The organism is Nitrospirota bacterium (assembly GCA_040752355.1).
GTDB lineage: Bacteria > Nitrospirota > Thermodesulfovibrionia > Thermodesulfovibrionales > Dissulfurispiraceae > JBFMCP01.
Genome location: JBFMHE010000002.1, coordinates 58557 through 71740 on the forward strand (window position 1 = coordinate 58557; position 13184 = coordinate 71740).

Annotated in this window: 11 protein-coding genes; 5 read left to right on the forward strand and 6 right to left on the reverse strand. The window is 59.8% G+C overall.

Annotation, left to right across the window (positions count from 1 at the left end):
* The first annotated feature begins 35 nt into the window (after positions 1 to 35).
* Positions 36 to 914: an NmrA family NAD(P)-binding protein gene (locus AB1805_02275; protein MEW5744257.1), complete on the forward strand. Its 879-nt coding sequence runs from the start codon at positions 36 to 38 to the stop codon at positions 912 to 914.
* A gap of 8 nt (positions 915 to 922) precedes the next feature.
* On the opposite strand, the gene AB1805_02280 is transcribed toward AB1805_02275, so the two are convergent.
* From AB1805_02280 to AB1805_02290, 3 genes are all read right to left on the reverse strand, one after another.
* Positions 923 to 3364, reverse strand: coding sequence for a hypothetical protein (locus AB1805_02280; GenBank protein MEW5744258.1), 2442 nt, complete (start codon positions 3362 to 3364; stop codon positions 923 to 925).
* Between the two features lie 12 nt (positions 3365 to 3376).
* Positions 3377 to 5221 (reverse strand): metallophosphoesterase, encoded by a 1845-nt coding sequence (locus tag AB1805_02285; GenBank protein MEW5744259.1) that lies wholly within the window; start codon positions 5219 to 5221, stop codon positions 3377 to 3379.
* 110 nt (positions 5222 to 5331) lie between these two features.
* Positions 5332 to 6186, reverse strand: coding sequence for a hypothetical protein (locus tag AB1805_02290; GenBank protein MEW5744260.1), 855 nt, complete (start codon positions 6184 to 6186; stop codon positions 5332 to 5334).
* Between the two features lie 386 nt (positions 6187 to 6572).
* Between AB1805_02290 and AB1805_02295 the strand changes: the two genes are divergently transcribed.
* Entirely contained in the window at positions 6573 to 7181 is a 609-nt protein-coding gene (locus tag AB1805_02295) for a DUF3786 domain-containing protein (GenBank protein ID MEW5744261.1), read from the forward strand.
* A 7-nt stretch (positions 7182 to 7188) separates the two neighbouring features.
* On the opposite strand, the gene AB1805_02300 is transcribed toward AB1805_02295, so the two are convergent.
* From AB1805_02300 to AB1805_02310, 3 genes are all read right to left on the reverse strand, one after another.
* Complete coding sequence (locus AB1805_02300) at positions 7189 to 7617, reverse strand: RNA-binding protein (GenBank protein ID MEW5744262.1); 429 nt, start codon at positions 7615 to 7617, stop codon at positions 7189 to 7191.
* Between the two features lie 407 nt (positions 7618 to 8024).
* Positions 8025 to 8441: a type II toxin-antitoxin system VapC family toxin gene (locus tag AB1805_02305; GenBank protein ID MEW5744263.1), complete on the reverse strand. Its 417-nt coding sequence runs from the start codon at positions 8439 to 8441 to the stop codon at positions 8025 to 8027.
* A complete protein-coding gene (locus AB1805_02310; protein ID MEW5744264.1) occupies positions 8422 to 8664 on the reverse strand; it encodes an AbrB/MazE/SpoVT family DNA-binding domain-containing protein in 243 nt (80 codons plus the stop codon). Before AB1805_02310 ends, AB1805_02305 begins: the two co-directional genes overlap by 20 nt.
* A 266-nt stretch (positions 8665 to 8930) precedes the next feature.
* Between AB1805_02310 and AB1805_02315 the strand changes: the two genes are divergently transcribed.
* From AB1805_02315 to AB1805_02325, 3 genes are read left to right on the forward strand one after another with little or no spacing between them, the layout of a single operon-like run.
* The gene (locus tag AB1805_02315) at positions 8931 to 9422 is read left to right on the forward strand and encodes a cytochrome c family protein (GenBank protein MEW5744265.1); all 492 of its coding nucleotides are present in this window, start codon (positions 8931 to 8933) and stop codon (positions 9420 to 9422) included.
* A 1-nt stretch (position 9423) separates the two neighbouring features.
* Positions 9424 to 12726, forward strand: coding sequence for a response regulator (locus AB1805_02320; GenBank protein ID MEW5744266.1), 3303 nt, complete (start codon positions 9424 to 9426; stop codon positions 12724 to 12726).
* 48 nt (positions 12727 to 12774) lie between these two features.
* The gene (locus AB1805_02325) at positions 12775 to 13164 is read left to right on the forward strand and encodes a response regulator (GenBank protein MEW5744267.1); all 390 of its coding nucleotides are present in this window, start codon (positions 12775 to 12777) and stop codon (positions 13162 to 13164) included.
* Positions 13165 to 13184 lie beyond the last annotated feature (20 nt).

The following is a 13184-nucleotide window of genomic DNA, read 5'->3' on the forward strand; positions in this document are numbered from 1 at the left end:
CAGTACCGCAGCACGCGTACTACAGGAGGTAGAGCATGAATACCCTGGTCATCGGCTGCACCGGGACGGTCGGCAGCAGTGTTACGAGAAAGCTTCTCGAAGCGGGCGAGGAGGTGCGATGCTTTTCCCGCTCGCCGGCGCATCTGGGCAGTCTCCCGCCGGAGGTCGACGGGTATCTCGGAGACCTCAACGAACCCTCGACGCTCCCTTACGCGTTCGACGACATGGAGGCGCTGTTCCTGCTGCTCCCCGTCGGCCCGCACGAGACCGCGCAAGGCCTTGCGGCGGTGAACGAAGCCAGGAATGCGGATATAGGGAAGATCGTCTACATGTCGGTCCATATGCCCCCCGGTTCGACCCACATCCCTCACTTCAAAAGCAAGCTGCCTGTCGAAGAGGCGGTGAAGAGCTCGGGAATCCCTTATACCATCCTGCGGCCCAACAACTTTTTCCAGAACGACCTGGCTTTCAAGGACGCGATTTTGAGGAACCGCGTCTACCCGCAGCCCATCGGTTCGGTCGGCGTCAGCAGGGTGGATGTGCGGGACATAGCGACTGCTGCGGTCAATGCCCTCCTTCTGCCGGGGCACGACGGCATGGAATACCCGCTGCACGGTCCCGATGCGCTCACCGGGGAGGAGGTGGCGCGGAGCTATAGCCGCCACCTGGAACAGGAGATCCGTTACGACGGCGACCTCGACCTCTGGGCCGATACCGCGCGCCGGATGCTTCCGGCGTGGATGGTGGACGATCTCGTCATTATGTACCGGTATTTCCAGGAGCACGGCTTCGCTGCCTCTCCGGACGAGCTCGTCTTCGAACGGAAGATACTACGCGATGCGCCCCGCTCCTTCGACCGCTTTGTCGAAGAGGTGACGGCGTCGTGGAAGCGTGAGATGGCGGTCAGCCTTTAGAACTTCTCTTATCGCTCCTCCTCTGCCAGGGCTTCCTCCCTGCATCCGCCTGCGATTTCTTCCATCGAGAGGACATCGTCCGCCAGGGCGACCACCTCGGGCGTATGGGAGATGAAGAATTCCCGCTCGTAGCCGCCGAGCTCGAGCACCCTCCTTTTTATGCGGATGAAGTCCTTCTTTTTCTCCGCATCGAGGCCGCCGTCTTCCTCATCGGTGAAGAGCGTACCGTAGGGGATGCCGCTCCTCCGCGCGTTGAAGATGCAGAGGGCGTTCTTCACCGCCGACTCGATCAGGATCTTCTCTCCCCCGGACATGGACTTGAGCGATTTCTGCTCGTTCCGTTCCGCATCGAAGACGACGATGTCGAAGATCTCCTTGGTCCCCGCGCCTTTCGCTCTTTCTCCCTGCGTATCGATTCTTACCGAGAACCGGCCCCCGAAGCAGGTATGGATGAGGTCGTTCGTAATGCCGGCGACGCTGGGGCCCGCATCGTCGATCTCGAGCGCGATCAGCCCGTCGTTGCCGAGAGCCTTCTCCAGGAAGGCCCATTCTGCGCTCTCGCTGCTCACGGTCTCGATCTCGGTATCGATCGCGGCGAGGCGCTCCGCAGCCGCAGCAGCCTTCCTGAGCTCTTCTTTGACTTTGCCCTTCTTCTCGAAGAGCTGCATCTGCTCCCGCCGGAGATCGGCAAGCGCCTTGGCGGCAGCGGCGCTCCGGCGCTGCGCCTCTTTCAGCGTCTCGTCGAGGCCCTGCGCCCCGCCCAGAGAGGCGAGCGCCTTTTTCAGCGACTCCCGCTCCCGCTCGACGAGGGCGATCTCCCTATGAAGATCTCTCAGGGTCCTGTTGCCCTCCTCGATGAGCTCCTCCCGGTCTTGTTCGAGCAGCGGAAGCGCTCTCTCTGCCGCCGCTGCCTCGGGGAGATCCTTCGCCCTCTCCCTGAGGAACTTCAGGGTATCCTCGAGCGTCGCCAGGGCGGCCTTCGTCTCCTCTCTTCCCGAGCGGCACCGCCGCGCCTCTGCCTCGATCTCCTCTTTCCGGGCGATCCTCTCTTCCAGAGCTCTTAGCTGCTCTTCCAGTGCCGATTCCCCAGCATCCTTCTCCTCGAGCTCTTTGAGGCGGCTGTGGAGCGACGGCAGCCTTCTGCTCTCCTCTGCCGCGGTTTTTGCCAGCGGACAGACGAGCACGAGTCTTCCTTCCGGCGATGCTATCCGGCCGGGATCAGGTTCGGCATTCCGGCAGGGAGCTGCCTTGAGCTGCTCTGCCGACTTCTCGGCATGGGCTATCTGCTGCAGCACTACCTCCCTTGCATGAGTGCGTTTGAGGCGACGGCCGTCGAGCTTCCTGGCGAGCTCGTTCATTCTCGTTTCGGTACGCGCTCGTTCGGTCATTTGTGCTGTGCAGGCGAGATAGCGTGCATCGAAGTCTTCTCCTTCGGCCTTGAGCGCCTCGATGGCCGTAAGCGTGGAGGCTTCTTTCTCCGCGGCATCACGAAGCGACGGGGCCGTTGCCGCGAGCCTTCGTGCCGTTTTGAGCTGTTCCGCCAACGCCCGGTGTTTGGCATGGTAGAACTGCCGTTTTCCCTGCAGCTGTCCGGCGAGCTCTCCGGCACGCTCGTCCTCTTCGGCGAGATTCTTCTCGAGCCGCCCCTTGTTCTTTTCGTGATCGCGCTGCAGGAGTATCTTGACCTCCGCATCCCTGATCTTCTCCTGGATTGCGGCATACTCTTCTTCAGCGGCACTGAGGGACCGCGCGATGCCGGCGAGCTTCTCTTCGATCTCGAGCCGGAGGGCCCTCTTGCGGACTGCTGCGGCTCCCTCCTCTTCGAGCCTCCGGCGCTCCTGCCGGAGCTGTTTCAGGGCCTCGACGAGCTCGTCCTTGTGCTTCCGCGCGCGCTCCGCCTTTTTCTTGAGGTCCTCCACGTCGAGCAGCTCGGAGAATATCTCCTTCATCTCTCCCTTGGTATAGCCGCTCAACTCCCGGGCCCGCTGCCGCCGGAAGACGTAGGTGAAGAAGCCCCGGGGAGTGCCGAGGAGCTCGTGGACCGCGTGGTCGTAGTCGTCGAGCCTGCCGTCGTGCGTATTCCCGTGGACGACCCATTCGTCCCCCTCCGCGCGATACAGGTAAGCCTGCTGCGTTCTCCTCTCCGCATCGATATGCACCAGGCTCCTGAAGGTATGCTCAGCGACGGTGAACTCCAGCTCCTTGCAGGCGTCGCGGCCGTAGGTCTCGGCATAGAAGCTGAAGGACCCCTCGGAGTACTCTCCTGCCCGGTAGGGCATGATCCGGTAGGGATGAAGATTGTCGAGGAGCGTCGTCTTTCCGCTCCCGATAGGGCCGGTGATCGCTACCAGCCCTCCCGGCAGGCGTGAGAGGTCGATCGTCACCTCGTCCGCTCCCCACGCCGACCGTATTCCTTTGAATTTCTTGAGGCGCAGCTTCAACGGTATCATTTCTTTTCCCTTCTATGAGACATCCGTTCGCCTGCCCTGCGGCGATGCAGCGGCAAGCGGCTCATCACGTTCATTACAGGTCCTTGGGGCTGTCTGTGCCGCCCGGTCGGGCTCGACAAGGTCGGCGGCAGCTTCTCTCCCATCGTGGTCCAGCGCCGCCAGCTTCGAGAGTATCCCCTCGGTGAGAGCGAGACCGTTCAGCTCGGCGTACTTCACCAGCTTCTCTTCGATGGTGCGCGCCTGCGATATGCCCGCGGCGCGGACGCGCTGCTGGGGGATGACGGTCCTCTCGAACTTCACCTCGGCGGCTCCTCTTCTCTTGAGCGCCTGCTCGATCGCCTGCTCGTCGACAGAAGCGAGCTCCTCCTGCCGCACCCGGTACGTGATGCGCACGAGGCCGCCCGGCGGAATATCGGGAATCCCCTGGAGGAGCGAGAGATCGGGACTCTCATCGAAGGAGAAGGTCAGACGGGGTCTCGTCGGGATCACGACGAACCGCGAGACGAGGCCGTCGGGAGAGAACTCGTGCATCCAGAAGCCCTTCTCCTCCTCCTCGCCGTAGTCGAGCCGGGATATCGATCCCGAATAGAAGAGGTTGTCCCGGAACTGCATCTTATGAACGTGGCCGAGGAGCATGAGATCTGCGCCGGTGCGCTGGAGGTCCTCGATGCCGAGCTCGATGGTCCTGCCGGTCAGCTGCTGTCCCGAGCTCAGCACCGAGCCCCTCACCATCAGGTGCCCTGCAAGCAGAACCGGTATCCCTGCGGTCCGCGCCGCTGACGAGAGGTCGCCCCACAGGGCGAAGATGTCCTTCAGGAGATCGACGGTATTCGCTCTGCCCTGCTTTCCGCTCTCTGCTCCGCTTCCGGATCGGGCGCCGGAGAAGAGGTCGGCCTTGCCGACCGGGGGAATGGCGTAAATGAGCGCATCGAGCGTCTCGATCTCTTCTATGCCGGTGAAGCTCCCTGCGCGGAACCCGACATAACCGACGCGGTCCATAGCGCATATGGGATGGCGCGCCCCGATATGGGAGAGGACCTCGATCGTATACCCGTCGTGGGCGACGGTGCCCTGGAGGACCAGGACCGGCGCTATATCGGCAAGGGCCTTCACGAAGGAGACCGCTTTGCGGAAGGCGCGGGTATCGTAGAACTGCCGTTCGTCGAGAAGATCGCCGGCAGAGATGATAAGGTGCGGTCTCAGGTGGCGGGACGTCTTGACGATGAAGGACGCGCTCTTTCTGATATCCTCGAGGTCTTTGTCCCGGAAGTGTTGGTCGGCTACATGGAGCACCCTGAGCTTTCGCGCGCCTCCCTTGTAGGCGAGGGAGGGGACCACGTGTCCCCTGGCGACCAACCCCCCGGCCTCGGGGGAAGGGCAGGCGTTGATGCTGTATCCCATCGAGATGATGAGCCCCTCTGCCTGCGGCTTTATCTCTTCGGGCAGGTCATGGTAATACTCGATCAGGGTGTCTACCTTGTCGTGGGTGTTCTCTATATCTTTCATGAACGCCGACCAGAAGGATACCGATTCCCTGGTATTCCCTGCCGGAGGCCGGGAGAATTCCTTGACGAGCCCGGACCACGAGAGCCGCTGCCGGCGGGCCTTGAGCCGTTCGAACCCCGCCTCTCCTCCCACGGCCTCGTAGACCCTGTAGACCTGCGAGAGGAAGTCGGGGGGGACGGGACATCCCTTCTTGGCGAGTGCTATGGCGATACCGGGGAGCTTCTCCTCTCCTCCGCCCTGGTAGCGCGCATGGAGAATCCTGCCCAGCCGGATATTCAGCTGGGCCACTTCCGTAATGCCTTCGGACCGCTCCTTCAGGAGCTTTGCGAGGCTGTCGAGAAAGTCGGACATACTGTCTCCTCTCTGCGTTCGGCATGGTTATCGCATCGGGCGGACGGCATTACACCGTCCGCCCGATGCGCAACGTCCACTCGGGATCTATGCAGCGCTCCGCCGACCGCTTACCGCTGATGCTGCTTCTGGAGGTGGTCGATGAAGGCGCTCGCCTGTCCCTTGGTCATATCCCTGACTGCTTCGAGGGGAACGAAGGTGAGGTCGAGGTCGGCGTTGAGAAACTTGTTGATCTCGAGCATCATGTCGTCCTCGTCGCCGAAGCCCCTGCTCCTGAGGATCGCGAAGATCGCCTTGATCTGCGCCTCGGTAGCCGGGACATTGGGGTTTCGTATAACGCCCGCGCCGGTCCTCGCCTGCGGCTGCCTGGCCGCCGGCTTCTGGCTGCCGTGGCTACCGCGGTCGAAGAGCTCTTCGGGCATATCCTCGATGTCCTGGGTGAAAATGTCCGACGCTGCCGTGGAGGTGAGCACCGCATCGACGAGAGCCCGCTTCTTCGCCATCTTCAGAATGGTGTTGGCCAGGTCGAAGGGGTTGGTCCGGACCTGCCTGATCTGGCGGTCGCGGAAATACTTTACGCGCCGGTGGGTTTCGGGCGTCGCCTCCCATTCATCGTCGCTCGCCGCCGTCCTCCACTTGTACTTGTCTTCCTCGCTCGAGCACTCCCCCACGCCCGCGCCGAAAAAGATGCCGCTCTTGGTCGAGAGCCGGCACTTCACCCGGTAGCGGATCACGTCATCGTGCGAGAGATCGGTCACTTCCGGATCGGCGGCGAGCCTGAAGGTCGCCATGATCTTTTCAGCGCCCGGTTTGAAGAGGGTGGGCTTGTCTCCTGCTCCGGGGATCTTCCCGAAGTGCTGGCCGTCCTGCATGACGGTGCGCATCACTTCCTGGATGAGGTTGATCTGCTCCCGTATGTCCTGTACGGTCAAGGGTTTCTCCTCGTATACCGCTAACTCTGTCATCTCGTCTCCTCCTTGGATGATTCGAGGTTGTCTCTTCATACAGCGCTCCTGTACGCGCGCGCAGGGCGGCAGCCTGATTGCCGGCGATCGCGATGCGCGACGCGGTCGGGGCGTGCTTTGCGCCGAGATCGATCAGCGCCTTTTTCGCTCATGGGTACGTAGTGCTTTTTCTGCAACTGCGGCTGCGGGGAAGACCGTGGACTTACAGCTGGAGGTAGAGTATATCTATCAGAAAATACCGGAAAATGCGCAGAAAACTACATCTTCTAGTATACCTTTTCAGAGGCGGAAAAGACAAGGAGAAAATGGGCGGCAATGCTACTTACAGTTGTATGAAGAACGAGCGCCGCGTGCCTTTCGTACAAGGAATTTCCGTATAATAAACCATGGCCAGCGGAGAGGATAAAGTGTGGGAGACCCTTGCCGGGCTTATACCGGAAGAGGTCTGCAGGAGGACCGGCGCAACCTTTTATGCAGCGTCCGGCATGTACCAGCTCCACTGCTTCGGCAGGGAGGTCCTCGTCTCGCCGGGGCAGAGAACGATTGCGAGCCGTTCCGCAGAAGGCGAGGGGCTTATCGGGAAGCTCGGATTCTTCCTCAGGTTCTCGGCCCTCGGGTACCTTGCCGGCGCCAGAGAGGTTGCCCCGAGCGGGCGCTTGATCAAACCCGAAGGCATGAAGAGCGGCCAGCTCTTTTTTCGCGGGGCACATGCCCTGCCGCTTGATGATGTAGCGGAACGGTTCGGCAGCGATCGGGAAGGCTTTCTGCGGAAAGGGGCCCGGCTCAACGGCGAGGTCGCGAGCTACGGCGATGCAGCGGTGACCCTCTTTCCCCTGCCGAGGACGCCGGTGACCATCATACTCTGGCTGCGAGATGAGGAGTTTCCTGCCAGGGCCGACCTGCTGTTCGACGCAGCGAGCGAGCTGCAGCTGCCCATCGACACGGTCTGGGCGGTCGCCATGCTGACCGTGACGGCGCTCCTTACTCCTGAGTAAGGGGTGCTTACCTGTTTCGATCTCTGCTGTTACACCGAGGGTTCGGGGGTCGGTTTGTGTGAGAACTGCTGCTTTTTCCTCTGAGCGCACCTTTTATTGCACCGCTTCCGGAACGTTCCGGCCGGGCCCTCTCCGGTCTGCTCTGATTCTCTGTTCTGCTCCGGCTCTCCGGTCTGCTCTGAAGAGGGGGCCTGCTCGGCCTTTGGGTCTTCTTTACCCGAACCTTTTGACCGCGGATAGGTTTGCCGTCGAGGGCCTTTATAGCCGCCGCGGCTTCCGCAGCGTCCGGCATCTCGACAAACCCGAACCCCTTCGACCTGCCGGTTAGGTCATCCATCACTATGTTGTGGGATACCACCCTTCCGAAGGGCAGGAACATCTGCAGCAGCTCTTTCTCCGTTATCGTCCTGGACAGATTGCGCACCAATATGTTCACTCTTCAGCTCCTTCGCGGCAAACACATCTTGCAGCGAGTGTCATGATTTCCTGCACCGCCTCATCCCTTCTGACCTGCCTGGACTTGAAATCGGACATATAATACACTCCTTTGACTGACGCCCTCTGAATAAGGTTATTGTTATGTTGTCCTGAACGGTATCATCTTATTATCCATATTTCCGGTACGCCTCGCTATGTTCTTTCTCCCCGCCTGTAGCCTGTAGATAGATTCAAGCCGTAATCAAGCTGGAGCAGGTCCGCGTCTGCACAGCGTCTGCACAGGGTCAGGTCTTGAATCTTGAATTATTCTCTTTTTAACTCTTTTCAAGATTCAAGACCTGACCCCTTCGCCTGTGGGGTATAAAAGCGTCCAGATTCCTGCTTCCGCGGGAATCGCATCGTGCCTTATGCGCTCAATACTACGACCTCCACAATACCCTTCACGTATTCGAAGTCGGGGGCGCCGGTTATAACGGGCGCAGACAGGTCGCGGGCGAGTTCTATGCAAAAGGCGTCCGCATAGGATACCGGATACCGCGCTTTTATTTCCGAAGCCTCTTCCGCTCTTTTGTCGTTTACCGGAACGAGGGTTACGGGAAAGAGCCCACGCTTCAGGTCTTCTCTAAAGCCCCGGGCGATCTCCTCTCCCAGGAATTTATAAAGCCGGTAGAACACTTCGCCCTCATTAATCTTGCTAAGGCAGAGCTTTATCCTGCCGCTCTCAGCGGCTTCGAGGTAGTTTTTGACGGTTCTGCCCTCCTGCTTCCTCTTATGGTCGAAAAGGCATAGGAGGGCGTAGCTGTCAAGGATAAAGGTCTTCACGCTTCTTTTCCTTCTTCTTCTCTTTAAGGTGGAACTCCGCTATTCCCTCCGCCACGCCGATATAGTCCTGCCACTTCTGAGCCTTGAACCTTTTGCGCGGCTTGAGCAGAATCGCCTCGCCGACCACCTCGACGTCAAGCTCGTCGCCCTTGTCGATACGGAGGGCGTCACGTATTTTTTTCGGGATGACCACCTGCCCTCTCTCGCTTACATGGGTTTTCATTATCTTACCACCTCTCAATAAATATGATTAATTCTACAAATCTTACTTGATCCTGCCAAATATGAGCTGTCTCTCCGACAGGAGCGGGATTTTGCAGGACGGCAGCAGAGCAGTTGCCGCATGGCGCCCTTGAGTATTGAGGCATGATCCTTATACAATAAAACTACAGAGGCGACCCCTCTGTAGTTGCACGGAGACGGCGCAGGCTCCCGGAGGCTTTCGGGACTCCTGCAATAAACCTTTCCACTGGCAGTGCCGGGGGCGATATGGTCGGGGGAGCGTTTTTCAGGGCTGGATGGATACCGCTCGTTATGCTCGTTGTCATTCTCTGGGCCGCGGCAGCAGCGCCCCCCTGTTACGGAAAGGACACGGCGTCGCCGTACACCGGACCGGCAGCCTGTAAACGGTGTCATGAAAAAGAATATGCAAGCTTCATGGCCTATTCGAAGAAGAGCCGGTCGTTCGAGAGCATCGAAAAGCTCAGGAAGGGCCTGACCGCCGAAGAGATCACGAAGTGCTACCGTTGCCACACAACGGGCTACGGCAAGCCGGGCGGCTTTGTAAGTCCTCAAAAAACTCCCCACCTGAAGAATGCAGGCTGCGAAGTCTGCCACGGTCCCGGGGCACTCCATGTCCGGACACAAAACCCGCGGGATTTGAAAGCGCATCCGACCATGCAGGACTGCGAGGTCTGCCATACTTCCGAGCGGGTCAGGGCGTTCAGGTATAAACCCCTTATCCATGGCGGAGCGCACTGACATGGGCACTCCCCTCGATTTCATGCGAAAGCGTTTGAGCGCCAAGATACTCCTCACCCTGACGGTCGGCGTGGCCATTGTCATGGGGGCGGTGATCTACCTCAACGTCAACAGCCAGCGCGCGCAGCTCAAGGAGCGGATGATGACCTCCGGGAGAGAGTTGAGGTTCCTGGCGTACGCAGGCATAAAACACCCTATGTCCGTCGGCGACAGCGCGTCGGTCGAAAGACAGCTCATGGATGTCAAGGAGACGCTGAAGAGCGCCGAGATCGTCATCTGCGATTTCAACCGCACGATTGTCTTTGCCACGCACGAAGAGAGGATCGGCGCGGATGTCTCGCAGTTTGTCCATAACAGGGAGGCCCTGAATGCGCTGCGCAATCTCCTGGAGACCGGGATGCCGTACTACGACCGGTACTTTGAAGAAGAATTCGAGGGGAAAAAATACCTGATTACGCTTCACAGGATAGCGAATGAGGCAGAGTGCTATCACTGCCATGGCGACTCGCGGAAGGTCCTGGGCAGCCTGATTGTACGGCAGTCCACCGATGAGACGTATGCCGCCATCGCCTCACTGAGAAATTATACGCTTCTTATCAGCGCACTCGGCATCGGGGGCGTCGTCGCCCTGATCTATTTCATGCTCGCCCGGCTGGTCACCTGGCCCGTCACCGATATGGCGGAGAAGGCCTCACGGTTCGCCCGCGGCGATATGTCCGTTTCGGTCGACGTGAAGAGTGGTGATGCGATCGGGGCGCTCGGCGCCTCCTTCAACAACATGGTCAAGAACATAAAGGACCAGATCGAGTATGCCGACAGCCTCAAGGTCGCCATCTCCGACCCCTTCTTCATCGTCAACCCCGACATGGTCATCACCTATATGAACAGGGCATGCGAGGAGATTACCGGATTCCGCAGAGAGGAGGCGGAAGGAAAGATGACCTGCCGCGAGGTCTTCAAGAGCGACATATGCGACACGACCTGTCCCCTCAAGCAGAGCTTCACCGCTGGCAAGGCGGTCGAAGGAGTCAGGGTGACCATGACCAACAGGGAGGGGGGCGCCATTCCCATGATGGCGAGCGCCAGCCCCCTGCGCGATTCGAGCGGGAAGCTCCTCGGCGGCTTCGAGATCTGCCGCGATATCAGCGCGGTCCTGGATGCCGAGCGGCTGAAATATGCCGCGGAAACTGCCGCGAGGGAAGAGGCCCAGCGGAGATACCTCGAAGAACGCGGAGAGCGCCTGCTCGCCACCCTGACCCTCGCGGCGGAAAGCAGGCTCGATGCCAGGGCCGAGATACGGGGCACGAATGATGTGATGGACAAGCTCGCGGGACATGTCAACAGCATGCTCGACAATATCGCCAGGCTTTACGAAAAGGTGTCGCTTTTCAACAAAGAGCTGAAACGGGAGGTTGCGCGGAGGACGATACAACTGAAAGAAAAGACCATAGAGCTGGAGCGTGCCAACAGAGACCTCAAGGAGCTCGACCGCCTCAAGACGGCTTTCCTGGCGAACATGTCCCATGAGCTCCGCACCCCGATGAACTCGATCATCGGCTATACCGAGTTGCTGCTCGACGGCGTGGACGGTCCCGTGAACCCGGAGCAGGCGAAAAGCCTGGAGAAGGTCGGGAGCAACGCCCGGCATCTTCTCGAGCTCATCAACGATGTCCTCGACATGTCGAAGATCGAGGCGGGGAAAGTAGACCTCGTCCTGCGGGAGATCGACCTCAAAAAATCCATAGCCTCGGTTGCCGCCACGTTCGAGCCCCTGGTGGAGAGTAAGCATCTCACCCTGACACTCGACATCGAAAACTCCCTCCCTCCGGTTTATGCCGATGAGGACAAGGTGCGCCAGATACTCGTCAACCTCCTGAACAACGCGATCAAGTTCACCGATCAGGGCGGGATAACCATATCCGCTGCGCCGTACAAATGGGGCACACGTCAGGCGGGAGGGCCGGATTTCATCAGGGTCTGTGTCGAGGATACCGGCATCGGCATCAAGGACGAAGACATAGGCCGCCTGTTCGAGAAATTCAGCCAGCTCGACTCCGCTATCAGCAGGCAGTATGAAGGCACCGGTCTCGGATTGAGCATTACGCGGGCGCTGGTTGTCCTTCACAAAGGCGATATATGGGTGGAGAGCGCCTATGGAAAGGGCAGCAGGTTCTTTTTCACCCTTCCGGTCAAAAAGCATCTCATTGAAGAGAGCAAACAGGTGGTGCTCGATCCCGAAATGGCCTCAGCCCTTGCAGAGCATACGGGGAAGCCGGTGGAGACGTTCCTGAAGGAACCGTCCTCCGCAGGCAGACCGGTGCGCTGCTGGGAGTATTTTCATTGCGGGCAGACCACCTGCCCTGCCTTCGGGAGCACGGAACCCCGGTGCTGGCTGATGCGCGGCACCCACTGCAAAGGGGCGAAGCGCGCCTCGTACCCGGAGAAGGTCGATTTCTGCAAGGATTGTGACGTCATCAGGATGATGGTCTCCGAAGCCGAGTCGCCCGAAGACGCGGAGCAGGCGAAGACGCCCGCTGCCGAAAAAAAGACGGTCATCGCCATAGACGACAATCCCGATGTTATCGAGCTCATCAAGAAGTATATCGGCGCCGATTACAACGTCGTCGGCCTCTCGAGCGGAGAGCATGCCGTCGAGAAAGCGCGGGAGCTGAGGCCGGTGGCGATCACCCTCGACATCATGATGCCGGTACGGGACGGCTGGCAGGTGCTGCAGGACCTGAAGAAGACGCCCGACATCCAGGACATCCCGGTCATCATCCTTTCGATCGTGGACAACAAGAAGCTGGGGTTCAGCATGGGCGCGGCAGAATATATCGTGAAGCCCGTCGACAAGCATCTCCTCCTCAGGAGGCTGAAACACCTCGAAAAGATAGCCGCCATAACAAGAGTGCTCGTGGTGGACAGCGATACGCATGCCGCCGAGGTCGTCAGCCGCATGCTTGCCGAGGCGGGGTACCAGGCATTCACCGCCGGCGACAACAAGAGCGCGATAGAGGCCATGAAGCATGCACGTCCGGACCTGATCGTGCTGAACCTTATCATGCCTGCGTCCGGCGAGCCGGACGGCAACGGACCTGATATAATCGAATATATAAAGTCGGCAGAGGGCGCCAAAGACATCCCTCTCATCGTCATCACCCGGAAAGATCCGACAGAGGACGAGCTGAAGAACCTGAATGGAAGGATACAGGCGATATTGAACAAGGGGATGCTCGCCGAGGAGGACCTGCTCACCGAGCTGAAGAGCACCATATGCAAGTGGCGGCGGACTTCCGAGGGGTAACCGCAGCTCGGCATGATGACACCATCTACTGTTGTACCGGGGGAGACTATGGAACTGACCGGAGGCAGTACAGCGAAAACGATACTGGTAGTGGACGACAACCGCGACAACCGCGAGCTGGTGGCAAAGGTCCTGGGCATCAGGGGATATCGCATCGTCGAGGCGGTTGACGGCGAGGAGGCGTTGAGCAAGGTCTCCTCGGAGAGGCCTGATCTCATACTCATGGATATCTCCCTTCCCAAGGTCGACGGCTACGAGGTCACGCGGCGCTTGAAGAGCCGGGAAGAGTACCGGGATATCCCGGTTATCGCCCTTACGGCCCATGCCATGAGGGGCGACTGCGAGAAAGCGCTGCAGGCCGGGTGCGAGGGCTATCTCCCGAAGCCGGTCGATGTGCGCGCACTGCCCGACCAGATCAGGCGCTTCTTGAAGGGGTGAGGAGGGGCTGCAAACCGGCG